The organism is Paenibacillus gyeongsangnamensis, assembly GCF_027533625.1.
Lineage (GTDB): Bacteria > Bacillota > Bacilli > Paenibacillales > NBRC-103111 > Paenibacillus_G > Paenibacillus_G gyeongsangnamensis.
In genome coordinates, this window is the sequence record NZ_JAQAGZ010000001.1 from 479,527 (window position 1) to 502,998 (window position 23,472).

The window sequence follows — 23,472 nt, forward strand, 5'->3', positions numbered from 1 at the left end:
TGCCTAATGGGAGAGCTGGAGCATTTGATCAATCCGCGGGTGACGGATATACAGATTTCGGGGATACGCAAAATTTCAAACCTGGTAAGCCAGTACAATGATGCGGTTACGCTGACGATCGGACAGCCGGATTTTCCGACGCCGGAGCACATTCTCCGGGCGGGCGAACGGGCGATCGCCGAGCATCGCACGACGTATACGCCCAATCCGGGGCTGCCGGAGCTGCGGCAGGCCGCTTCGCAGTTCGTGGAGAAGAAATACGGCCTCCGTTATGGCGGCACGGATGAAATCATCGTCACGGCCGGCGCAAGCCAGGCGCTCGATATTACGCTCCGGACGATCTTGACGGAGGGCAGCGAAGTCATCCTTCCGGGTCCGATTTACCCGGGATACGAGCCGCTGGTGAAGCTGTGTGGCGGTGTGCCGGTGTACGCCGATACGCGCCGGACCGGATTCAAGCTGACGGCGGAGCTGCTGGAGCCGCTGCTGACGGTGCGGACGCGGGCCGTCCTTCTCTGCTATCCGTCCAATCCGACGGGGCGCGTCTTGGCGGAGGACGAGCTGAAGGGAATCGCCGATTTGCTCGTTTCACGTAATGTATTCGTGATCTCCGATGAGATCTACAGCGAGCTGATCTACGATGGAGAGCACCGTTCCATTGCGGCCCTCCCGGGCATGCGGGACAAAACGATCGTTATCAATGGCTTGTCCAAGTCGCATTCCATGACGGGCTGGCGCATCGGTTTCACGCTTGCTCCCGCTTATTTAACGCAGCATATGGTGAAGGTGCATCAATACAATGTCACCTGTGCCAGCTCGATCAGCCAATACGCAGCGATTGAAGCGCTCACCGCGGGGATCGACGACGCGCTGCCGATGAAAGCGGAATATATCAAGCGCCGCGATTTCGTCTATGAGCGGCTGACATCGATGGGCTTCGAGCTGGACAAGCCGGAGGGCGCGTTCTACTTGTTCCCGTCGATCGAGCGGTTCGGCCTCTCATCAATGGAATTCACGCTGAAGCTGCTGGAGACCGAGAAGGTGGCGGTCGTGCCGGGTGATGCGTTTTCCGAATACGGGGAAGGCTTTATCCGGATTTCCTACGCTTATTCCGTGGACAACCTGGAGAAAGCGATGGAGCGGTTGGAGCGTTTTGTCGGACGATTGTAAAAAGAAGAGCTCTGTTCCTTGTTAAAAGGGGCAGAGCTTTTCTTTGTGTACAACGGAAGGGATAAGAGACTTATAGGCCAATGGGCTATCAAGCCCGAGATGGACAAGAGACCCGGATATGCAGAACAATGCAAAAGGTGGTGGGCAGGCTATCCCCTGCAGGAGCGATAGCAGCAGAGGCCGGAGGGGGGCCTCCCCGGGATACCGAGTACCTCCAAATGGCCCGGAAGTCCACTATGTACGACACACCGTCCGTAGTGTGGAGTTTAGCGACCCGAGGTTCACTACAAGTGATCTTGGGTTCACTAAACACGGTAGATACGCAGCATAAGAGGGTCATAGTGAACCACCGGTCTCTACAAGTTAACCCAGGTTCCTCCAAATGGCCCGGAAGTTCACTACAGCGCAGTATACCGTCCGCAGCCTGGAGTTTAGCGACCCGAGGTTCACTACAAATGATCTTGGGTTCACTAACCAACAGCCTGGGGCTATCAAGCCCGATTCTTCAGAGGATTCTTTAGAAATGGAGGAAGCGAACGATGCCATGGACAAAGAATGATTACCCGCCATCCATGAAAAACCTGGAGGCATGGGTGCGGAACAAGGCGGTCGAGATTGCCAACGCTCTGCTGGATGACGGGTAAGAGGAAGGCCGGGCGATTGCGATCGCAACCGCCAAGGCCGAGGAGTGAGACGAGAACCATCCGGAGCACGGCCACAGCGAGCATGAGCTCGAAACGCACGCCGGTCAGAGGAGCCGCGCCAGGTTCCCTCTCCATGTCGTGCCTGACGAAGAGGGCTGGGCGGTTAAGGAAGAAGGGAAGGATGAGCCGCGATAGCTGTCGGGTGCAAAAAGAAAAGGCAACCCGCAAGACCAAGGAATGGGCTTCCGAGGCCGGTACGAGCGCCATTATTCACCGCAAGGACGGTAAGGTGCAGACATCGCACCGGTACAGTTAAACCGGCTGTTCCGACTTCCAGGTCAGGAAGCGGGACAGCAGGCCGATGGCGACGTCAATCGCCGCTTCGTCCGGCTCCAGCTTCGCATGATGCAAGCCGTACGGCGTATTGACGCCAAGCCAGAACATGAAGCCGGGGATATCCTCCAGAAAATAGCCGAAGTCCTCTCCGGTCATCGCTTCCGTGCATTCGATCAACTGCACCCGGTCCTGCTGCGTGCCCCGGATCCAATCCATGAATTCGCCGGTCAGCTTTGCTTCGTTAAACACCTGGCGGTAGTTGGAGCCGTAGTCGATCGAGGCCCGGCAGCCGAACCCGGCTTCAATGCCTTGAACAAGCGCTTCGATCCGTGACTTCACGAGGCTCATCGTCTCGGCGGACAGCGTACGGATGGTGCCTTCGAGGCGAGCGTTCTCGGCGATAATGTTCTGTTTCGTGCCGCCCTCGATCTTGCCGATCGTAATGACAGCGGAGTCGAGCGGGTTCACGTTGCGCGAAATAACCGTCTGCAGCTGGCCGACCAACTGGCAAGCGGCGATCACCATATCATTGGCGTTATGAGGGAAAGCGGCATGTCCGCCTTTGCCTTTCAGGTCGATGAACAGCTCGGACGTGTTGGCGAACAGGATGCCGGGCTTCGTTGCGATCGTCCCTACCGGATATTCCGGAGCGATATGCAGAGCGAAGATTTCGTCCGGCATCCAGTCCCGCAGCTCTTCCGCCTCCAGCATCGGCTTGGCCCCCCCTGGACCCTCTTCCGCAGGCTGGAAGATGAAGGTCAGGTCGTCCCGGATCGGATTCGCGGCGAAATGCGTCAGTACGCCTAGACCGATGGACATATGCAGATCGTGGCCGCATGCGTGCATGAAGCCGGGATGCGTCGAGCGGAAATCATAGCCGGTGTCCTCGGCGATAGGCAGACCGTCCATATCGGCCCGGTAGCCGTAACGGCGCTGCGGGTTCGTGCCCCGCACATTCACGAGAATGCCGGTCCGCCACGTGCGGACCTCGATGCGCTCTTGGGGCAGGGAAGCGAAGTAATCCAGCAGGAAGCGCTGGGTTTTGAATTCCTGGAAGCCCGGCTCCGGAATTTGGTGAAGCTGCCGGCGGATAGCGGCGAACGAGCTTATGGCTTGTACGGACATCAAGAGTAAAGCCTCCTTTTTGTTTGCGGCGGAAAAGGTATACACGAAAGGCCCGGCGGGCTGCCGAGCCTTTGTTTTGCTAACGTAACGGAAATTACAGTGTGCGAAGGTCTTTCAAAATTTCGGTTTTGGATTTCGTTTTGTCGTCGACTTTCTTGATGACGCGGGCCGGCGTACCAGCTACGACCGTGTATTCCGGCACATCCTCAACCACAACCGCGCCTGCGGCTACCACGGAGCCTTTGCCGATGCGTACGCCTTCCAGTACGACGGCGTTCGCGCCGATCAGCACGTCATCCTCTACGACAACCGGCTGGGCGGAAGGCGGCTCGATGACGCCTGCGAGGACGGAGCCTGCGCCGATGTGGCACATATTGCCGACTTGCACGCGGCCGCCGATGACGACACCCATGTCGATCATGGTGCCGGAGCCGATGGATGCGCCGATGTTGATCACCGCGCCCATCATGATGATCGCGTTGTCGCCGATGCCGACCATCTCGCGGATGACGGCGCCCGGTTCGATGCGGGCATTGATGTTTTTGAGGTCGAGCAAAGGAATCGCCGAATTGCGGCGGTCGTTCTCGACGACGAAGTCTTCGATGGCGCCTTTATTCGCTTCGAGCACGGCTTGAATGTCGGACCATTCGCCGAACACGACGCCGCTGTTGCCGGAAATAAACGATTGAACGCCGGCTCCGAAATCGACGGAGGCGAGATCGCCCTTAACGTATACTTTAACGGGAGTTTTCTTCTTGCTGGTCTTGATCAGGTTGATGACTTCTTCGGTATTCATTTGAATCGACATGAGGGTTTTCCTCTCCTTCGGGTTATACTATGGCATGCCGTGGACCGTTTCGCCTCTTGCTTCAAGCAACCGGACAACTCACGAACTACATCTTTTATAGCATAAAATTGCAGGTTCCACAATCCTTGGGAGGGGCAAGCCGATACCTGATCGACACCTATTGACATCGGCCGCCGGACATGGGATAATGCTCGTAACTGAATAGCACCTTTAAAATCAGTCCCGTGAGGCTGGCAAGGTGAACGTAAGAATGGAACGGGTATACCCGGACGCCGCACAGCTTGGCTCGAGAAGCTTAAGTCGGCTGCGTCCAAGCAGGTAGCCTGTTCTGCTCTGGTGTACGCGAGACCTTGCCGAATACGGCAAGGTCATTTTTCGGTTGATAAGAATTTATAAGTTTTTCGCAACTTATAGCTTCGCATCAACCTTGATAAACGTGCTGGTCCTTGTAAGACAAGGACGGCATAGCCGTTTATCCTGGTTAGCCTCACACTAGTTCCAGCCCCGAAGCTCAGAAGGAGGACGTTGCGTCTTGGTGCAGCAAGCGGAGCATGTCATTATGGATGAAACCGCCATGAGGCGGGCGCTGACAAGGATCGCTCATGAGATCCTGGAGCGCAATAAAGGGTTCGAGAACTGCATGCTGATCGGCATCCGCACCCGCGGGGTGTATATCGCGGACCGGGTGGCGGAGCGGATCCAAGAAATTGAAGGCGTTCCGGCCCCGGTCGGCGAGATCGACGTGACGAAGTACCGGGACGACCGCATCGGCTCCCTGGAACCGAAGGGAAGCGGAGAAGAAGCCGCGGGTGCGGAAGCAGGCAGGCTGCAGGTGCAGGGCAAGAAGCTGATCCTGTGCGACGACGTGCTGTTTACCGGCCGCACGGTCCGGGCGGCGATGGATGCCCTGATGGATCAAGGGCGGCCGCAGATGATCCAGCTCGCCGTACTGGTCGACCGGGGACACCGGGAGCTTCCGATCCGGCCGGATTATGTAGGCAAGAACGTGCCGACCTCGCGGCTGGAGAGCATCGAAGTGCTGCTGCGCGAGGTGGACGGAGCGGATCAAGTCGTGATTACGCAACAGAGGAGGACGGGCGAATGACACAAGCTCAGATACAGCACGATAAGCATTTGCTTGGAACGAAGGGACTCAGCGCAGGCGAGCTGGAGTCCATTCTGGATCGGGCACGATATTGGGAGCAGCATCCGGTGAAGAAAACGAATCAGCTGCAGGGCAAATTCGTAGCCAATATGTTCTTCGAGAACAGCACGAGAACACGGTTTTCCTTTGAGGTGGCGGAGAAGCGTCTGGGCGCGGAAGTGCTGAACTTCGCGGCGGCGGTCTCCAGCGTACAGAAGGGCGAATCAATTTACGATACGGTGCGCACGCTGGAATCGATGGGCATCGACGCGGGGGTCATCCGGCTGAAGCCGAACGGCCTGCTCGCCGAGCTGGCTTCCAAAATCAAGGTCCCGCTGATCAATGCGGGCGACGGCAACAACGAGCATCCGACGCAGGCGCTGCTCGATCTTTATACGATACGGGAGCAATTCGGCGAGTTTCGCGGCCTGCACGTCGCCATCGTCGGCGATGTCCAGCACAGCCGCGTGGCGCGCTCGAATCTGTGGGCGCTGAAAACGCTGGGCGCACGGGTGAGCTTCTGCGCGCCGCCGGGAATGCAGGCGCCGGAGCTCGCCGAGCACGCGCCGTATGTCACGATCGACGAGGCGCTGACGGCCGACGTCGTCATGATGCTCCGCGTGCAGCTCGAGCGGCACGAGGGGACGCTGCTTAGCTCCGCCGCGGAATACAGAGCTTCCTACGGGATGACCGTGGAACGCGCCGGAATGCTGAAGCCGCATGCGATCATCATGCATCCGGCGCCGGTGAACCGCGGCGTGGAAATCGACGATGAATTGGTGGAAAGCCCCAAATCGAAGATTTTCAGACAGATGAGCAACGGGGTTCCGATCCGGATGGCTATAATCGAGCGGGCGCTGAGCTAGGACGGCAAGGAAGGCGTGGCAGATTAGCGCTGGTCCGAAGCGTCGGGAGCGGCAAACGAAAATTAGCAACAAATGAAGAGAAGCGGAGGTTCCCATGGGAATTTGGATAAGAAATGCTAGCGTCATTAAGGATGGCAACGAGCTGGAGAAGAAGCACGTGTTAGTGGAAGACGGAAAAATCTCCCGAATCATCGAAACGGACGGCGGCAGTGCGGATTTGACAGGCCACGAGGTCGTCGAAGCGGACGGCAAGCTGTTGACCGCCGGTCTGATCGACATGCACGTGCATCTGCGCGAGCCGGGCTTCGAGCATAAAGAAACGATCGCGACCGGCACCCGGTCGGCGGCGCGCGGCGGCTTCACGACGATCGCTTGCATGCCGAACACCCGCCCGGTGATCGATACGGTAGAGACGGTCAAGTACGTCCTGGATAAAGCGCAAACCGAAGGCGTCGTGCGCGTGCTGCCCTACGGCTGCATCACAAAGAACGAGCTCGGCCGCGAGCTGACGGATTTCGAGGCGCTGAAGGAAGCGGGCGTCATCGGCTTCACGGACGACGGAGTCGGCGTGCAGAGCGCGCAAATGATGAAGGACGCGATGGCGAAGGCCGCTTCCATCGGGCTGCCGGTCATCGCGCACTGCGAAGATAACACGCTGGTCGAAGGCGCGGCCGTCACGGAAGGCGCGTTCGCGAAGAAGCACGGGCTGAAAGGCATCCCGAACGAATCCGAAGCGATTCATGTCGGCCGGGATATTCTGCTGGCCGAAGCGACCGGGGTACATTATCATGTGTGCCATGTGAGCACGGAGCAGTCGGTGCGGCTGATCCGCCAAGCGAAGCAGATCGGCATTAAAGTAACGGCGGAGGTTTGTCCGCACCATCTGCTGCTCTCGGACGAAGATATCCCGGGCGTGGACGACGCGAATTGGAAAATGAACCCGCCGCTGCGTACCCCGCGTGACGTACAGGCCTGCATCGAAGGGCTTGTCGACGGCACTCTGGACATGGTCGTAACGGACCATGCACCGCACAGCGCCGAAGAGAAAGCGCGCGGCCTTATGCTGGCTCCGTTCGGCATCGTCGGCTTCGAGACGGCGTTCCCGCTGCTCTATACGAAGTTCGTCGCGACCGGACAATGGACGCTGCAGTTCCTCGTAGACCGGATGACGAAGACGCCGGCCGAAGTGTTCGGATTGCCATGGGGACGCTTGGCGGAAGGCGCCGCCGCGGATCTGACGCTGATCGACCTGGAGACGGAGAAGGCCGTCGATCCGGAGGAGTTCGCTTCGAAGGGCCGCAACACCCCGTTCACGGGCTGGAAGCTGAAGGGCTGGCCGACGCTGACGATGGTGGAAGGCAAGACGGTGTGGTCCGAGTAATCGAAGCGAATCGCCGCCCTGACATAGCATAAAAAACATTAGTTCTATCACATAAGGTTTTACTTCAGAAAAGGGAGTGACTCAAACATGCAGGCAAGATTGTTGTTGGAAGACGGTACGTTGTTTACCGGCAAATCGTTCGGAAGCGAAGGCGACTCGGTCGGCGAGGTCGTTTTTAATACAGGGATCACGGGTTATCAAGAGGTGCTCTCCGATCCGTCCTACTGCGGACAAATCGTAACCATGACGTACCCGCTGATCGGCAACTACGGCATCATCCGCGACGACTTCGAATCGATCCGGCCGTTCATCCATGGATTTGTGGTACGGGAGCACGAGGACGTCCCCAGCAACTGGAGAGCGGAATATTCGCTGGGCAGCCTGCTGAAGGAGTACGGCATCATCGGGATCAGCGGCATCGATACCCGGATGCTGACGCGCCGCATTCGCCACCAAGGCGTCATGAAGGGCATTCTGACGACATCGAACAAGCGCGTGGAAGAGCTTCTGGAGCAGTTGAAGGCTGCGCCGCTGATGACCGATCAAGTGTCCCGCGTATCGACGAAGAGCGTCTTCGCCTGCCCGGGAACAAGAGAGCGGATCGTCCTCGTGGACTTTGGTTCGAAAAGCGGAATTCTCCGCGACCTGACGAAGCGGAATTGCGATGTAGTGATTGTCCCTCAAGACGCGACCGCAGATCAAATCCGTCGCCTGGCGCCGGACGGCATCCTGCTGTCCAACGGCCCTGGGGACCCGAAGGATGTACCGCATGCAGCCAAAATGATCGCCGAGCTGCTCGGTGAGTTCCCGATCTTCGGCATCTGCCTCGGTCATCAGCTGTTCGCGCTTGCAGGCGGAGCGGATACCGAGAAGCTGAAGTTCGGCCACCGCGGCGGCAACCACCCGGTGAAGGAACTGAAATCCGGCCGCTGCTACATCACCTCCCAAAACCACGGCTACACGGTGAATGAGGAGTCCATTGCAGGCACGGACCTGGAAGTGACGCACATCAACAACAACGACCGCACCATCGAAGGACTGCGGCACAAGAAATATCCGGCGTTCTCCGTGCAGTATCATCCGGAGGCGGCTCCTGGCCCATTCGATTCGAGCTACCTGTTCGACGAATTCCTTGACATGATCCGGGAGCATAAAGCGAATCATCACGCCGCACCGAAGCAGGCTCAAATCGCCGCCGCTTACCAAAGCCGGAACGCGGCTGCAAACGTATCGAAAGGAGAACTTCACTATGCCGAAAAATAATACACTCAAGAAGATTCTCGTGATCGGCTCCGGCCCGATTGTTATCGGACAAGCCGCCGAGTTCGACTATGCCGGTACGCAGGCTTGCCAGGCTTTGAAAGAAGAAGGCTTCGAAGTCGTCCTCATCAACAGCAACCCGGCCACGATCATGACGGACACGAACATGGCCGACAAAGTCTACATCGAGCCGATTACGCTCGACTTCGTTACGCAAATCATTCGTCAGGAGCGTCCGGACGGACTGTTGCCTACGCTTGGCGGCCAGACAGGCCTGAATATGGCGGTTGAGCTTGCCCGTGCCGGCGTGCTTGAGCGCGAGAACGTGAAGCTGCTCGGCACCCAGCTGACGGCGATCGAGAAAGCCGAGGACCGCGACCTGTTCCGCGAGCTGATGCGCGAGCTGGAGCAGCCGGTGCCGGATAGCACAATCGTGACGACAGTGCAGGAAGCGGTCGATTTTGCAAATGAGATCGGCTATCCGATCATCGTTCGTCCGGCCTACACGCTGGGCGGCACGGGCGGCGGCATCTGCGCGAACGAGGCGGAGCTGCTCGAGACGGTATCCTCCGGGATCCGCTACAGCCCGATCGGCCAATGCTTGATCGAGAAGAGCATCGCGGGCATGAAGGAAGTCGAATATGAAGTGATGCGCGACGCGAACGATAACTGTATCGTCGTATGCAACATGGAGAACTTCGATCCGGTAGGCGTTCATACGGGCGATAGCATCGTCGTTGCGCCGAGCCAGACGCTCTCCGACCGCGAATACCAAATGCTGCGCTCGGCTTCGCTGAAGATCATTCGCGCGCTGAACATCGAAGGCGGCTGCAACGTGCAGTTCGCGCTCGATCCGCACAGCTTCCAATACTATGTTATCGAAGTGAACCCGCGGGTGAGCCGCTCTTCGGCGCTCGCCTCGAAAGCGACGGGCTACCCGATCGCCAAGATGGCGGCGAAGATCGCGATCGGCTACACGCTCGACGAGATCGTCAACCCGGTTACGGGCCAAACGTATGCCTGCTTCGAGCCGACGCTCGACTATATCGTATCGAAAATTCCACGCTGGCCATTCGACAAGTTCACGGCGGCGAACCGCAAGCTCGGCACGCAAATGAAGGCGACCGGCGAAGTGATGGCGATCGGCCGTACGTTCGAGGAGTCGATCCACAAAGCGATCCGCTCGCTCGAAATCGGCGTGCACCGCTTGTACCTGAAGGATGCCGAAGGTCTCGACCAGGCGACGCTGGAGCAGCGCCTCGCCAAGCCGGATGACGAACGGATCTTCCTGATCGCCGAAGCGCTACGCCGCGGCTATACCGTGCAGCAGATCAACGATCTGACCAATGTCGACTGGTGGTTCCTGCATAAGTTGGAAGGGCTCATCTTGTTCGAGAAGGAGCTGCAAGCGGCCGAGCTGACGCAGGAGCTGCTCTACGAAGCGAAACGCAAAGGATTCACCGACCGTGCGATTGCGGAAATCCGCCGCCTGGTGGCAGGTCTGAGCCACACGGACGAAGCGGAAGTACGCTCGTACCGGCTCGGCTTCAACCTGAAGCCGGTATACAAAATGGTAGACACGTGCGCGGCCGAGTTCGAGGCTTCGACTCCTTACTACTACTCGACTTACGAGACGGAAGACGAAGTCAAAGAAACGTCGAAGCAGAAAGTCGTCGTTCTTGGCTCCGGTCCGATCCGGATCGGCCAAGGGATCGAATTCGACTACTCCACGGTGCACGCCGTGTGGGCGATTCAAGCCGCAGGCTACGAGGCAGTCATTATCAACAATAACCCGGAGACGGTGTCGACGGACTTCAATACATCCGACCGCTTGTACTTCGAGCCGCTGTTCTTCGAGGATGTCATGAACGTGATCGAGCGCGAGCAGCCGATCGGCGTCATCGTACAGTTCGGCGGTCAAACGGCGATCAACCTGGCCGCTCCGCTGGCCAAAGCCGGCGTTCGCATCCTGGGTACCGATCTCGAAAACATCGACGCGGCGGAGGACCGCAAGAAGTTCGAAGCGCTGCTGCGCGAGCTGAACGTGCCTCAGCCTCCGGGCGGCACGGTCACATCCGTCGATCAAGCGGCAGGCATGGCCTCCCGATTCGGGTATCCGGTGCTGGTGCGTCCGTCTTATGTCCTCGGCGGCCGGGCGATGGAGATCGTCTACTCCGACGAAGAGCTCCTGAGCTACATGGAGTACGCCGTGAAGATCAATCCGGAGCATCCGGTGCTGATCGACCGCTACATGCTCGGCAAGGAAGTGGAGGTCGACGCGATCTGCGATAAGGAAACGGTGCTGATTCCGGGCATTATGGAGCATATCGAGCGGGCCGGCGTTCACTCCGGCGACTCGATCGCGGTTTACCCGACGCAGACGGTATCCGAAGAACTGAAGCAGAAGATCATCGATATTACGACCAAAATCGCGCGCGGCCTCCAAGTGGTCGGTCTCGTCAACATCCAGTTCGTCATCTATAAGGACGAAGTGTACGTGATCGAGGTCAATCCGCGCTCCTCGCGGACCGTACCTTTCCTGAGCAAGGTGACGAAGATTCCGATGGCGAATGTCGCCACCCGCGTCATCATGGGCGAGAAGCTGAGCGACATGGGCTACCAGACGGGCCTTTGGCCGGAAGAACAGTACGTCTCCGTGAAGGTGCCGGTCTTCTCCTTCGCCAAGCTGCGCCGAGTAGACACGACGCTCGGACCGGAGATGAAATCGACCGGCGAAGTCATGGGCCGCGACCTCACCTTCGCGAAGGCGCTCTACAAAGGCTTGATCGGCTCCGGCATGAAGGTGCCGCCAACAGGCGCGATCATCGCAACGGTAGCCGACAAGGACAAAGCGGAGGCAACGGAGATTCTTCGCGGCTTCGGCAAGCTGGGCTACAAGATCGTCGCTACCGGCGGTACGGCCAAAGCGCTCGAGGAAGCGGGGCTTAACGTAACCCGCGTGAACAAGCTGAGCGAAGGCTCGCCGAACATTCTCGACCTGATCCGTAACGGCGAAGCGCACTTCGTAGTGAACACGCTGACCAAAGGCAAGACGCCGGAGCGCGACGGCTTCCGGATCCGCCGCGAAGCGGTGGAGAACGGCGTGGTCTGCATGACCTCCCTGGATACCGTAAAAGCGCTGCTGCTCGTGCTGGAGACGATTTACTTCCAATCCACGCCGATGCCTGCACATCACTAATACCATTCATCCTTAGCACAGCATCCGCAGCTCCGGTCCGTCAAGGACCGGAGCTTTGCCGGGCAGAGGGTTCCTCGAAAGGGGAAGCCTTGCGCGGCAGGCGGAGCCTGTGCTAATCCTATGCTTAGGCGACTTAACCGAATACAGGAGGCGATTGTTGTGGCATTGAAGCCCGAAGCGGCAGCACGGATCATGGTGGCGCTGGATTATCCCGCTGCAGAGCAAGCTGACAAGCTGGTTCGAGCCTTGGAGGGCATCCCATGCTGGATGAAGGTAGGAATGCAGCTGTTTTACAGCGCAGGGCCGGCCTTTGTAGCGGAGCTCAAAGCAAGAGGCTACAAGATCTTCCTCGATCTCAAGATGCACGATATCCCCAATACCGTCAAAGGCGGTGCGGAGAGCATTACCCGGCTGGGCGTCGACATGTTTAACGTTCACGCGGCCGGGGGCAAGCACATGATGGAAGCGGCCCTCGAAGGCGTGGACAAGGCGCTGAACGGCGGATCGCGTCAGCGGCCCCTCGTGATCGGCGTGACGCAGCTGACCAGCACGAGCCAAGCCGTCATGAACGGCGAGATCGGCATAGGCGGGAGCGTGGAGCAGGCGGTCGAACGATATGCCCGGCTGACACAAAGCGCCGGTCTGGACGGTGTTGTCGCTTCCCCGCTGGAAGTGCTGCGCATCAAAGAGGCCTGCGGGAAAGCTTTTCTGACCGTAACGCCGGGGATCCGGCCTGCGGGCGCGGAAATCGGCGACCAGTCGCGCGTCATGACGCCGGCGGAGGCTTTCGCCCAGGGTACGGACTATGTGGTCATCGGACGGCCGATTACGGCGGCTGACAACCCGAGGGCCGCTCTGGAGGCCATCCTCGCATCCATCTAAGTGATCCATTAAATGGAAAAAATATTGATTAATAAGGAGCGTTCCTATGAATACACCATCCATTCGCACGAATCCGCAGCTGTCCGAGAACATTGCAGCCGCCCTGCTGAAGATCGGAGCGGTCGCCCTGCGCCCGCAGCAGCCGTTCACCTGGACCTCGGGCCTCAAATCCCCGATCTATTGCGATAACCGCCTAACGATCTCGTATCCCGAAATCCGGGACATGATCGCGGAAGGCTTCGCATCGCTGATCCGCGATAATTATCCGGATGCCGAGGTCATTGCAGGGGCGGCAACCGGAGGCATTCCGCACGCGGCATGGGTGGCGCAAAAGCTGAACCTGCCGATGGTGTACGTGCGGGACAAGGCAAAAGGGCACGGCAAGGAGAACCTGATCGAGGGCGCGATTCACGCCGGCCAAAAAACGGTCGTCATCGAAGACCTGATCTCGACGGGCGGCAGCTCGCTGAAGGTGGCGCTCGCCGTGAACGACGCGGGGGCGAAGGCGCTGGGCGTGCTCGGCATCTTCTCTTATCAGTTCGACAAAGCCGCCGAGGCGTTCGCCTCGACAGGGATTCCGTTCGAGACGCTGACCAATTATTCCGTCCTGGTCGATGTGGCTCTAAGGCAAGGCGCGATTCAAGCGTCCGATGTGGAAGCGCTGAAGGCGTGGCGCGCGAATCCGAGCGAATACGGCAAGTAAGCTTTTATGTGCATAAAGCCTGAGCAGACCGGCGATGACCGGCTGCGCGGGCTTTTTTTCTTTTTAAATTGGTGATGGGGTCAAGATCTTCATCTAACTTTTACAAATTGACATAAGGTTTTCCTTGTCATATACTTGAAAAGTTTTTAAAAAACCGTATCTTTGTTCGTTTATTTAAAAGGAGCGCATCATATGACTGCAACGCGAAGGCGGACGTCTCCGCTTATCTTCTTAATGATCAATATGTTTATCGCCATGCTGGGGATCGGTCTGATCATTCCGGTGCTGCCGGATTTCCTTAAGGAATTCCAAGCGGGGGGCAAGGTGGCGGGGTATCTCGTATCGGCCTTCGGGCTTACCCAGTTCCTGTTCTCTCCGATTGCGGGAGAATGGTCCGACAAATACGGACGCCGCATCATGATTATTGCCGGACTGGCCCTGTTTGCCGTTTCCAACCTGATGCTGGCCACAGCGACGGAGATTTGGCACCTGTACGCTTCCCGTCTGCTCGGAGGCATCGGTGCGGCGGCGATGATTCCGTCTATTATGGCTTATATTGCCGATATTACGACCGAAGACAACCGCGGGAAAGGGATGGGGCTTCTGGGCGCGGCAATGTCGCTCGGCTTCGTCATCGGGCCGGGCATAGGCGGTTTCCTGGCGGAGTTCGGCATCCGCATGCCGTTCTATGTCTCTGCGGCGGTCGGCGCGCTTTCATTGATCAGCTCGCTGATCTTCCTGTCGGAATCGCTGCTACTGGAGAAGCGTCTCGAGAACCGCGCTTCCCGGGTGAAGAAGGAAAATATTTTCCGCCAGCTGGTTCTGTCGTTTAAAGCGCCTTACTTCATTCTGCTGCTGCTGGTGTTTACTTTAACCTTCGGTCTGGTGAACTTCGAGGCGATTTTCCCGCTGTTCGTCGATAAGAAATTCGGTTACACGGCACGGGACATCTCCATCTTGATTACGGTCGGCGCTTTGATCGGCGCGGTTATTCAAGCGGCGCTGATCAACAAGCTGATCCACCGCTTCGGCGAGAAGGCGCTTGTGAATTTCACATTTTTCTTCTCCGCCGTATGTCTTGTGCTGATGCTTTTTTCAGGGAACTTCTGGTACGTGTTGCTTGTTACGCTCGTGTTTTTCACCCTGACCTCGATCATGCGGCCGGCCATCAATACGCTGCTGTCCAAAATGGCGGGTGAAGAACAGGGCTTCGTAGCAGGGATGAACAATGCCTACATGAGCCTTGGAAATATATTCGGTCCTGCGCTTGCCGGCATTTTGTTAGATGTTCATGTCAACTTGCCTTATTTGGCCGGAGCGCTCGTCCTGCTGTTCAGTCTCGTGCTTTCCGTCGCTTGGAGCCGCAAGAATGCACAGACTGAGGAGAAACGGGAACGGATAGCCTCTTGAATAGTACTTAGACGAACTTTCCGACATCCGCTTCCGGCGGATTCGGAAAGTTTTTTTGTTCGCGCTGATACAAAACAGGCCTGAGGGGCGTCTTCTATATAGCTGCAGCTGAAAGGAGGAATTACGTTGGACTTTCCGGAATCCTATGGTTTTAAAGACCTATTCTATATGCATTACCCGAGCGTCCGCCGTAAATTGAATCATTTGGTTCGCGATGAAGCGGCTGCGGACGATTTGGCGCAGGAGGTATTCCTGAGGCTATACCGCAATCCCCCGGATGACCCTTCGGTCATTGGAGCATGGCTCCACCGGGTGCTCACCCGGATCGGCTACGATTATTTGGCCAAGAGGGTCAGAGAGCGCAATCTGCAGAACAAGCAGGAGCAGCTGGCTCAGGCGCAGCTGGCGTCGGAATCGAACGAAGACATTTACTTGCGGCAGCTGGAGCAAGAGGAAGTCCGGGAGTGGCTGGACGAGCTGCCCGAGCGCGACCGGCAGGTGCTGCTGCTCCGGTTCTCCGGATACAGCTACGCGGAGATCGCCGAGCAGCTTCAAGTGAGGCCGCCGCTCGTCGGGACGCTCATTCACCGGGCCCAGGCGAGACTCAGGCGGCATGCCGAAGCGCAGGCGCAGACAGATTAAGAGAAACGGGAGGAATGAACCATGCCATCTGCAAAGTCGGATGACTTCGATAAACAAAAGCTGGACGAAGCGTGGGCGAAGCTGCAGGCGAAGCTGGCGGAGGAACCGGCGCAGCCCAAATGGGCGGAGTGGAACAAGGCCGGTGCGGAATGGAAGCCGGCGGCTCTGTCGGAGGAGGCTGCGGGACGGCCTGCCGATGAGGCGGAGCTTGACCGGAGCACCGTCCCTGTGAAGCGGGGCGAGCTTGCAGCCGAGACCGGAACGGGAAGCCCCGGAGAGAAGAGAGCCCGGACCTGGCTGACCCGCAAACGCAAGCAATGGATCGGCTTCGCAGCCGCCTGCTGCGTGTTCGGAGCTTTCATCGCTACGCCGGCAGGGAATGAGGCGCTGGCGTCGATTCTGAATAAGTTCCGTATGCAGGACGTTACTGTCGTACAGAAGGACGATCTTCAGCAGTTCTTCAATCAATTCGCCCCGGACGGAACAACGCGGGAGCAAATCAACAAGTTCGGCACGTTCACCCAGAGTTCGGGAACGCAGAGGGGGCAGCTAACGCTGGCAGAGGCCGAGAAGGCGCTCGGCCGAAAGTTGATGGTCCCGGCCGAATACAAGGAAGATCCAGCACGTACGCTTTATGTCGCGCCGTCGAATAAATTGACGCTTCAGCTGCATGTGGATGAGGTCAACCAAGCCTTGAAGCGTCTCGGCGCGAAGAAGCTGCTGCCGGCTTCCGTCGACGGCAAGCCGATTACGCTGGAGCTCGGGGAGACGGTCAACTATCATCTGGGCAACGATCAGAAGAAGGAGTGGTATTCCTTCGCGCAGACGGCCGTCCCGGTCATTACGGTGGATCCGTCGATCCCGGTGGCCCAGGCGCTCAATGCCGTTCTCGACTTCCCGCTGCTGCCGGGCTATCTGAAACAGAGCCTGCAGCAAAGCAGCATTCTGTCCGGCGGCAACATACCGCTTCCGGTTATTGCCGACGGCACGTCCGAGAAGGTGAATGTCGGGGGGACCCAGGTCATCGTAACGACGAACAAGTCCCGGGAGTCGACCTACTACTTCGCAACTTGGGTCAAGAACGGGCAGCTGTATAATTTCGGCGGAGGGAACCGCTATACGAATCAAGAGGCCGTTCTGGCCAAGGTCAAGGAGCTGATCGGATCTTGACTTCGGCTGCGGCGATTCATACGCAAGGCTTGACAAAGGATTACGGCAACGGCCGCGGCTGCCGCAGCGTTACGATCACGGTTAAGGAAGGGGAAGCCTTCGGCTTCCTCGGGCCTAACGGCGCCGGCAAAAGCACGTTCGTCAAAATGCTCGTAGGCCTCATCCGTCCTACCGGGGGCGAGGGCTCCATCTTCAGTGAGGGGATCGGCACGCTGGAAGCGAAGCGGCTCATCGGCTATTTGCCTGAGCTGTACCGTTATCAGGAATGGCTGACCGGTCAAGAGGTGGTGGAGCTGCATGCCAAGCTGTGCGGCATCGGAAAGCTGGAAGCGAAGCGGCGAATTCCGCAGCTGCTGGAGGAAGTCGGGATCGGACTGCGGGGACGCGACCGGGTGAAGCATTATTCCAAAGGCATGCAGCAAAGGCTTGGACTCGCGTGCGCGCTCGTAAGCGATCCGAAGATCGTGTTTCTCGACGAGCCTTCTTCGGCTCTCGACCCGCTTGGGAGAAACGACGTGAGACAGCTTCTCCGAGGCTTGAAGGCGCAAGGCAAGACGCTGTTTCTGAATTCTCATCTGCTGGAGGACGTGGAGGTGTTATGCGACCGGGTTGCGCTGCTGAACAACGGACAGGTGCTGCACTCCGGTTCCGTTGCCGACGTGCTGCAGGAGAAGAGCCGCTGGCACCTGCGTATCGGCGGGATGACGCCGTCATCGCTAACGTGGCTGCAGGAGATGACGGGCTTGCCGCTCCGGACAGCGTCGCTGCCGCTGCCGGCGGGCAGCGATCAGGTCTGGCTCGAGGCCGAGCTGGAGGATGAGGAACAGGTCGGTTGGATCAATATGCTGATTATCGAGCAGGGCATGACGCTGTACGAAGTGACGAAAGCCAAGACGCGGCTGGAGGAATGGTTTGTCAGCGCGGTATCGGGCCTCAGCCACAGGGGGGAGCGTTTATGATAACGATTGTTGGCATGACCTGGAAGGAAATGCTGCGCAAGAAGGTAATGCTGCTGACGCTCATCATGTCGGTCGTTTTCCTGACCGCGTTCTGGTTCGTCGCGTCTGCGCTGGGCAGCAATATGATGGCGGGCCGGGGGAACGTCCCGGGCAGTACGGAATATTTAATTCAACAAGTTACGGCAGGCTCCGTGATCTTGACGCTCGGCTTTTTTTTCGGGGCGTTCGTCATGGCCTTTTTGTCTATTTTCAGCTCGTTCTCGGTTATCGCTGGTGAGGCCGAGCAGGGGGTGCTTCAAGCGCTGCTGCCGCGGCCGATTCCGCGCACACACTGGTATCTTGGCCGATGGCTCGGGTACGTCAGTCTTGGTATTGTATATGCCGCTTTGTTGTTTGGGTCTATTCTGGCGATTACAGCCATCCGCGCGACGATTCCTTCCGATGCGACGGCACTGATCAAGTCCTTTCTTCTGTTCGTCTCCGTGGTGCCGCTGCTCATCTCGCTGTCCATGCTCGGTTCGTGCTATTTCTCCGGGCTGGGGAACGGGGTATTCATGACGATGCTATACGGCGCCGGTTGGCTTGGAGGCATGATCGAGAAGCTGGCGGGCAGCCTGCGCCTGGAAGAGGCCATCATGAAGCCGCTGATGCTCACCGCGGGCATCCTGTCGATTCTGATGCCTGCCGACGCGCTGCAGCGGCGGATGCTGTCCGAGATGTTCAGCTTAACCGAGCTGCAGGATATACTGAATCTGAACAGCCTTTTGGGACCGTTAGGCTTTACCCAGGTGCCCTCCAATGCGTTTCTTTGGTTCTCGGCCGGGTATACGCTGCTTGCCTTGGCGCTCGGGCTGTTGTTGTTCCGCAAGAAGGATTTGTAAGCCAAAAGCATTTGATGCCGCTTCGGAAGCAACCATCAAATGCTTTTTTTGCCGCCTGCTCATTTCCAGCCGAAGGAACAACCAAAAAAGGATAGAGACGCGCAGCATCTTGCCGCACGCTCTATCCTTTTCATTTACTTCTTCAGCAGCTCCCAACGGTACACGTACTCGAACAGGAACTCGAACGCCTCCAGATGCCGCTTCGCCTCGAACGCATTGGCGCCCCAGGCGTAGATGCCGTGCTTACGGAGCAGGATGCCGGGGATTCTAGGCTGAATCGCATCCGGTACGAGCTCCGCAATCCTTGGGATTTCCGCATAGTTGGGGAGAATCGGAATCTCGATTTGCGCATCCTCGTCCCAAATATTGAACGCTTTGATCAGCTCCACGCCGTCCACCGGCACCGAGCCCCGCTCCCAGAATAGCTCGGACGCGAGGTTATTGAACACCGTATGCACGTGAAAAATGGAGCCGGCGCCCGTTTTGCGGTAAATTTCGCAATGAATGAGCGTTTCCGCGGACGGCTTGAGCCCGGTAGTCTCGATCGCCTTGCCGTTCTGGTCCACCAGCAGGTAATCGGACGGCGTATGGACCGACTTGTCCTTCCCGCTGGCTGTGACGGCGAACGCGAACTGCTCGGGGCGGTATTCGCCCACGCGGACGGACAGGTTGCCGCTCGTTCCCGTGAACCAGCCGCGGCCCGCGAACAGCTCCTTCACCTCGCGCAGCTCGGCGTAAGCCTGCTGTTTTTCTTCCAATCGAATGGCGTCAAAGCTCACCGTACCTTCATCTCCTCTAACCGCGAAATCACGTCAAAAAAGTTGTCAAACTTATAATAATTCAGTCCTAGGTCCTCGCACAGCTCAATCAAGTGGGAACGGGCAAACACCGTGTCCACCAGCTTCGCTCCCGCGAAATCGGTAATGCTGTCGCCGATCAGAATCCGTTCGTGCATCTCCTTCGGATAGGAGCGGATGATGGCGGTCTTGCACATGCCGCAGTCGTTATCACACTCGCTGTCGCAGGCGTGCGGCCACAGGATCTTGATGTGAGTCCCCTCAAAGTCGCTCGCATTGCAGTAGATGTGATCCTCCGGTATGGGAAAAGCCGACAGCACCGGGTAAATGAAGAAATCTATCCCGCCGCTGGTGACGAAGAACTCGATGCCTTCCATGCGGCTGTATTCGAGCAACTCGCGGAAGCCGTCCCGGATCGTTACGTTCCCGATCGCGTAATCGACGATCTCTTTCTTGCGCGACGTCGGCAGCAGGGCGAACATGCGGCCGACGCCTTCCCGGACCGAGAGTTCCTTCGATATGACCTGCTGCACCAGCTTGTCCCAGCCCTCCGGCTGAAAATGCTTCATAATGGCCACAATGTTGTCGTTTACCGTGATCGTTCCGTCAAAATCGCAAAAGATGATTTTCCGCTTGCTCATCCCTTCAGCCCCCATGCGGCGATCGCCGCCTTCAGCTCGGGATGTCCTTCGGCGTACTCATCCAGCGGGACGTCTGCGAGGCAGCCGTCAATGGCCTGCCGGAATGCGCGCCCCCCGGCGATGGCGCCCATCGGATGTCCGTGCACGCCGCCTCCGGCATTGACGACGACCTGGGTGCCGAAATCCTTCAAGATCAGCGGCACCAGCCCCGGATGAATGCCCGCCGACGGAACGGGGAAGCTTTGCTTCAAGGAAAGAGCGGAGCCTGCACCAGCGGCATAACGGTAGTCTGCCGCATCGCCTGTCAGCAGCGCGTCCTTGATCGCCATGTTCTCCTCCCGCGGCATCACGACCGAGCCGTAAGGTGAAGGGAACAGCACCAGATCCGCGCCGGCGAGCCGCATCAGCTTGCCGAGCAGCACGGCTGCGGAGATGCCGTGATGAGGCGAAGGGTAGAAAGCGCCGGCCATCGCAGGATGCGCCATGATCGGCACGCGAATGTCCGGGTGCCGGCTGAGCTCGGCCAGCGTGTCGAAGCCGTAGGCGAGCACGTTGAACAGCAGTGCGTTCGCGCCTGCGCCGATCGCTTTCTTCGCCTGCTCCAGCAGGCCGAAGGTCGGACCCGTCAGGTTCGCGGCGTAAAGCAGCTTCTGCCCGGTCTCGCGGCGGGCCTGTTCGGCCGCTTCCATGCAGGCTTCCACGCGGCGTTCGATCGGCGTGAGCGGATTCTCGAACAGGATCTCGTCATCCTTGATCAGATCGACGCCGCCGGCCGCTTGGCTGTAGAACTGCTCCTTCAAAGCGGGGAGGTCATGGCCGATGACGGCTTTGAAGATGCTCATAAGCAGCGGACGGTCCTGTACGCCGAGCAGCCCGCGTACGCCTTCGAGACCGAACTTCGGGCCTGGGAACGCGCTCAAGAAGCTCTCGGAGAACGACAAATCGATCAGCTTGATGCGCCCGTCCATGGACAGCTTGCCGAACACGGTGACGAGCAGCGCTGGAATGTCCCGGCTGAAGTTGACGTCCGGATAAGCGATCCGGATATCCGCATACCGCGCCGAGGCCGATTCCCCGGCCGCCGGCTCGTGGACATCGACACTGACGACGCGTCCGAGGTGCTTTTCCATTTCGGCCTTACGGGCTTCGGGAATGTCGGTCCAGCTGCCGACCGTAAGACCGACGGCGATGCTCTGCGCTTTTTTATGAAAATCCGCCTTCTCTTCAAAGCAGCGGTACGTTGCTACGCAATAAGCTTGTTCATTGGTAAAGCTCACAGCAAGACACCTTCTTTATTTGGTATGGGAAGCGGCGGTGGCGCTGACGGCTTCGCCCATTTCCTGAGCGCGCTCCGTGCAGCGCAGCACGGCGCGGATGACCGCTTCCTGGAAGCCTAAATGATCGAGCGTTTCCAGTGCAGCCTGCGTTGTCCCGTTCGGCGACGTCACTTTGCGCCTCAAGTCTTCGGGAGCCTCGCCGGTCGTTTCGACCATCTTGGCCGCTCCGAGCACGGTCTGAACAGTCAGTCTGCGGGCTTCCTCCGGGTCGAGTCCGCCGCGGACGCCGCCTTCGATCATGGCCTCCATCATATAGTAAATATAAGCCGGGCCGCTGCCCGATACGCCGTTTACAATGTTGATTTGCGGCTCGTCGACGACGGAAACGATGCCTGTCGATTCGAACATGCCGACGGCCAGACGCTTCTGCTCGGCGGAGACGCCGGAAGAGAAGCTGATTCCGGTCGCGCCGAGTCCGATCGTGCTCGACGTATTCGGCATCGTGCGGACGATCGGCTGCCCCGCGGTGCCGAGGATGCCCTCCATCGTACCGATGGACATGCCGGCGATCACCGAGACGATCAGCTGGCCGGGACGGAGCAGCGGCTTCAGCGCCAGCAGTCCTTGGGCCGCGTCCTTCGGCTTGAAGGCGAGCACGAGCAGATCCGCAGAGCGGATCGCTTCGTCGCGCCGGTCCGTTTCCGTCTCGAACGAAACGCCGTACCTGCGGTGAAGAGATTCAAGTCGTTCGCGGTCGGAACGGTTCAGCATCACGATGCGCGAAGTGTCGCCGCTTCCTCCGGATACAAGGCCGCGGACGATGGCTTCCGCCATCGAACCGGCGCCGACGAAGGTGATTTTGGCTTCAGATAAAGTTTGAGTCATGGTTTACGTGCTCCTTTCGTGGGACGGTGTGGAAGGGAAGATCCTTAGCCGCGGATTTGGCCGCTGCCGGTCACGCAGTATTTGCTGGATGTAAGCGCGGGAAGTCCCATAGGGCCCCGTGCGTGAAGCTTCTGGGTGCTGATGCCGATCTCCGCGCCGAAGCCGAACTCGAAGCCGTCGGTGAACCGGGTGGATGCGTTATGATACACCGCCGCCGCATCGACCTCCTGCAGGAAGCGGGCCGCATTCTCCGCGTTTTCCGTCACGATGCATTCGGAATGCATCGTACCGTGGGCCCGGATATGGTCGAGCGCTTCGTCCAGTCCGTCCACAACGCGGATGTTCAAGATGTAATCGCTATATTCGGTATCCCAATCCTCCTGCGACGCTAGGCTAAGGCCCGGCGCCAGCAGCAGCGCGGATTCGTCCCCGCGGAGCTCGACCTGCTGCTGAATGAACTGCTCGGCGAACGTCGGAAGATGCGCTTCCGCGAAACGGCGGTGCAACAGCAGCGTCTCCATCGAATTGCAAACCGAGGGGCGCTGCACCTTGGCGTTAATCGCAATTTGCAGGGCCATATCAGGATTAGCTGATTCGTCGATGTACGTGTGGCAAATGCCGGCTCCGGTCTCAATGACGGGAACGGTGGCGTTCTTGACCACATTCTGAATGAGCGAGGCGCCTCCGCGCGGGATGAGCACATCCAGGAGGCCGTTCAGCTTCAGCATTTCGTCCACGGAGGAACGGTTCGGATCCAGCACGAGCTGAAGGGCATCCGGCGGAATATCGGTCCCCGCAAGAGCGTTATGCAGTACCTCCACGATCCTTTTGTTCGAGGACAGCGCGGAGGAGCCTCCCCGGAGCACGACCGCATTGCCCGTCTTGAGGCAGAGGCCGGCGGCGTCCACGGTTACGTTCGGGCGCGCCTCGTAGATGATGCCGATGACGCCGAGCGGTACGCGGATCTTGCGGATCTGCAGACCGTTCGGACGCTCGAAGGCTTCGAGCGTATCCCCGATCGGATCGGGAAGCTCCGCCACCTCGCGCAGTCCCTGGGCGATGGCTTCGATCCGAGGAAGGTTCAGCGCCAGCCGGTCCAGCAGCGAAGGGCTCGTGCCGTTCTCGCGGCCGCGGTGCAAATCCTCCGCGTTGGCTTCGATAATGGATTCGGCTTCCGCCACCAAAGCGTCGGCCATGCGGAGCAGCGCCGCATTCTTCTGGGCCGTCGTAAGGAGGCCGAGACGCGGAGCGGTCTGTCTCGCGAGCGAAGCCTTGCGCACGACTTCGCTGAT

Annotated in this window: 21 protein-coding genes; 14 read left to right on the forward strand and 7 right to left on the reverse strand. The window is 58.7% G+C overall.

Going from position 1 to position 23,472, the window contains the following annotated elements; all coding sequences use genetic code 11:
* Positions 1-15 precede the first annotated feature (15 nt).
* A complete protein-coding gene (locus O9H85_RS02120; protein ID WP_269879815.1) occupies positions 16-1,170 on the forward strand; it encodes an aminotransferase A in 1,155 nt (384 codons plus the stop codon).
* Positions 1,171-1,995: 825 nt separating this feature from the next.
* Positions 1,996-2,130, forward strand: a complete 135-nt coding sequence (locus O9H85_RS02125; protein WP_269879620.1) for a DUF2188 domain-containing protein — start codon at positions 1,996-1,998, stop codon at positions 2,128-2,130.
* Here O9H85_RS02125 and O9H85_RS02130 read toward each other — a convergent pair.
* Complete coding sequence (locus O9H85_RS02130; protein WP_269879816.1) at positions 2,127-3,275, reverse strand: N-acetyldiaminopimelate deacetylase; 1,149 nt, start codon at positions 3,273-3,275, stop codon at positions 2,127-2,129. The two genes, O9H85_RS02125 and O9H85_RS02130, sit on opposite strands and share 4 nt — an antisense overlap.
* A gap of 94 nt (positions 3,276-3,369) precedes the next feature.
* Complete coding sequence (dapD, locus tag O9H85_RS02135; protein ID WP_269879621.1) at positions 3,370-4,083, reverse strand: 2,3,4,5-tetrahydropyridine-2,6-dicarboxylate N-acetyltransferase; 714 nt, start codon at positions 4,081-4,083, stop codon at positions 3,370-3,372.
* 559 nt (positions 4,084-4,642) lie between these two features.
* Here dapD and pyrR point away from each other — a divergent pair.
* The 12 genes from pyrR (at position 4,643) to O9H85_RS02195 (ending at position 18,580) form a co-directional block, all read left to right on the forward strand.
* Entirely contained in the window at positions 4,643-5,188 is a 546-nt protein-coding gene (pyrR, locus tag O9H85_RS02140; protein WP_409348093.1) for a bifunctional pyr operon transcriptional regulator/uracil phosphoribosyltransferase PyrR, read from the forward strand.
* Entirely contained in the window at positions 5,185-6,093 is a 909-nt protein-coding gene (locus tag O9H85_RS02145) for an aspartate carbamoyltransferase catalytic subunit (protein WP_269879622.1), read from the forward strand. The genes pyrR and O9H85_RS02145 overlap by 4 nt, the downstream gene beginning before the upstream one ends.
* Positions 6,094-6,187: 94 nt before the next feature.
* Positions 6,188-7,474, forward strand: a complete 1,287-nt coding sequence (locus tag O9H85_RS02150; protein WP_269879623.1) for a dihydroorotase — start codon at positions 6,188-6,190, stop codon at positions 7,472-7,474.
* Positions 7,475-7,561: 87 nt separating this feature from the next.
* Positions 7,562-8,737, forward strand: a complete 1,176-nt coding sequence (gene carA, locus O9H85_RS02155; protein ID WP_269879624.1) for a glutamine-hydrolyzing carbamoyl-phosphate synthase small subunit — start codon at positions 7,562-7,564, stop codon at positions 8,735-8,737.
* Positions 8,724-11,933 (forward strand): carbamoyl-phosphate synthase large subunit, encoded by a 3,210-nt coding sequence (gene carB, locus O9H85_RS02160; protein ID WP_269879625.1) that lies wholly within the window; start codon positions 8,724-8,726, stop codon positions 11,931-11,933. The genes carA and carB overlap by 14 nt, the downstream gene beginning before the upstream one ends.
* Before the next feature lie 192 nt (positions 11,934-12,125).
* Complete coding sequence (gene pyrF, locus O9H85_RS02165; protein ID WP_269879818.1) at positions 12,126-12,815, forward strand: orotidine-5'-phosphate decarboxylase; 690 nt, start codon at positions 12,126-12,128, stop codon at positions 12,813-12,815.
* Between the two features lie 46 nt (positions 12,816-12,861).
* Complete coding sequence (gene pyrE / locus O9H85_RS02170) at positions 12,862-13,518, forward strand: orotate phosphoribosyltransferase (protein ID WP_269879626.1); 657 nt, start codon at positions 12,862-12,864, stop codon at positions 13,516-13,518.
* Positions 13,519-13,710: 192 nt separating this feature from the next.
* A complete protein-coding gene (locus O9H85_RS02175; protein WP_269879627.1) occupies positions 13,711-14,928 on the forward strand; it encodes an MFS transporter in 1,218 nt (405 codons plus the stop codon).
* A gap of 126 nt (positions 14,929-15,054) precedes the next feature.
* Positions 15,055-15,570 (forward strand): sigma-70 family RNA polymerase sigma factor, encoded by a 516-nt coding sequence (locus O9H85_RS02180; RefSeq protein WP_269879628.1) that lies wholly within the window; start codon positions 15,055-15,057, stop codon positions 15,568-15,570.
* A 21-nt stretch (positions 15,571-15,591) separates the two neighbouring features.
* Positions 15,592-16,740: a hypothetical protein gene (locus O9H85_RS02185; protein WP_269879629.1), complete on the forward strand. Its 1,149-nt coding sequence runs from the start codon at positions 15,592-15,594 to the stop codon at positions 16,738-16,740.
* Positions 16,737-17,699, forward strand: a complete 963-nt coding sequence (locus tag O9H85_RS02190) for an ABC transporter ATP-binding protein (RefSeq protein ID WP_269879630.1) — start codon at positions 16,737-16,739, stop codon at positions 17,697-17,699. The genes O9H85_RS02185 and O9H85_RS02190 overlap by 4 nt, the downstream gene beginning before the upstream one ends.
* Positions 17,696-18,580 carry an ABC transporter permease subunit gene (locus tag O9H85_RS02195; RefSeq protein ID WP_269879631.1) on the forward strand — a complete coding sequence of 295 codons (885 nt, stop codon included), beginning with the start codon at positions 17,696-17,698 and terminating at the stop codon, positions 18,578-18,580. Before O9H85_RS02190 ends, O9H85_RS02195 begins: the two co-directional genes overlap by 4 nt.
* Positions 18,581-18,714: 134 nt before the next feature.
* Here the strand turns inward: O9H85_RS02195 and mtnB are convergent, their stop codons facing one another.
* From mtnB to O9H85_RS02220, 5 genes are read right to left on the reverse strand one after another with little or no spacing between them, the layout of a single operon-like run.
* Entirely contained in the window at positions 18,715-19,359 is a 645-nt protein-coding gene (mtnB, locus tag O9H85_RS02200) for a methylthioribulose 1-phosphate dehydratase (protein ID WP_269879632.1), read from the reverse strand.
* A complete protein-coding gene (locus O9H85_RS02205; RefSeq protein WP_269879633.1) occupies positions 19,356-20,018 on the reverse strand; it encodes a 2-hydroxy-3-keto-5-methylthiopentenyl-1-phosphate phosphatase in 663 nt (220 codons plus the stop codon). Before O9H85_RS02205 ends, mtnB begins: the two co-directional genes overlap by 4 nt.
* A complete protein-coding gene (locus O9H85_RS02210) occupies positions 20,015-21,295 on the reverse strand; it encodes a 2,3-diketo-5-methylthiopentyl-1-phosphate enolase (RefSeq protein ID WP_269879634.1) in 1,281 nt (426 codons plus the stop codon). The genes O9H85_RS02205 and O9H85_RS02210 overlap by 4 nt, the downstream gene beginning before the upstream one ends.
* Before the next feature lie 15 nt (positions 21,296-21,310).
* A complete protein-coding gene (proC, locus tag O9H85_RS02215; RefSeq protein WP_269879635.1) occupies positions 21,311-22,180 on the reverse strand; it encodes a pyrroline-5-carboxylate reductase in 870 nt (289 codons plus the stop codon).
* A 44-nt stretch (positions 22,181-22,224) separates the two neighbouring features.
* Positions 22,225-23,472, reverse strand: a complete 1,248-nt coding sequence (locus O9H85_RS02220; protein ID WP_269879819.1) for a glutamate-5-semialdehyde dehydrogenase — start codon at positions 23,470-23,472, stop codon at positions 22,225-22,227.

Coding starts and splice junctions, on each gene's coding strand:
- O9H85_RS02125 (WP_269879620.1), top strand. CDS start 1,996: ATGAGCCGCGATAGCTGTCGGGTGCAAAAAGAAAAGGCAACCCGCAAG.
- O9H85_RS02130 (WP_269879816.1), bottom strand. CDS start 3,275: ATGTCCGTACAAGCCATAAGCTCGTTCGCCGCTATCCGCCGGCAGCTT.
- dapD (WP_269879621.1), bottom strand. CDS start 4,083: ATGTCGATTCAAATGAATACCGAAGAAGTCATCAACCTGATCAAGACC.
- pyrR (WP_409348093.1), top strand. CDS start 4,643: ATGGATGAAACCGCCATGAGGCGGGCGCTGACAAGGATCGCTCATGAG.
- O9H85_RS02145 (WP_269879622.1), top strand. CDS start 5,185: ATGACACAAGCTCAGATACAGCACGATAAGCATTTGCTTGGAACGAAG.
- O9H85_RS02150 (WP_269879623.1), top strand. CDS start 6,188: ATGGGAATTTGGATAAGAAATGCTAGCGTCATTAAGGATGGCAACGAG.
- carA (WP_269879624.1), top strand. CDS start 7,562: ATGCAGGCAAGATTGTTGTTGGAAGACGGTACGTTGTTTACCGGCAAA.
- carB (WP_269879625.1), top strand. CDS start 8,724: ATGCCGAAAAATAATACACTCAAGAAGATTCTCGTGATCGGCTCCGGC.
- pyrF (WP_269879818.1), top strand. CDS start 12,126: ATGGTGGCGCTGGATTATCCCGCTGCAGAGCAAGCTGACAAGCTGGTT.
- pyrE (WP_269879626.1), top strand. CDS start 12,862: ATGAATACACCATCCATTCGCACGAATCCGCAGCTGTCCGAGAACATT.
- O9H85_RS02175 (WP_269879627.1), top strand. CDS start 13,711: ATGACTGCAACGCGAAGGCGGACGTCTCCGCTTATCTTCTTAATGATC.
- O9H85_RS02185 (WP_269879629.1), top strand. CDS start 15,592: ATGCCATCTGCAAAGTCGGATGACTTCGATAAACAAAAGCTGGACGAA.
- O9H85_RS02195 (WP_269879631.1), top strand. CDS start 17,696: ATGATAACGATTGTTGGCATGACCTGGAAGGAAATGCTGCGCAAGAAG.
- O9H85_RS02205 (WP_269879633.1), bottom strand. CDS start 20,018: ATGAGCAAGCGGAAAATCATCTTTTGCGATTTTGACGGAACGATCACG.
- proC (WP_269879635.1), bottom strand. CDS start 22,180: ATGACTCAAACTTTATCTGAAGCCAAAATCACCTTCGTCGGCGCCGGT.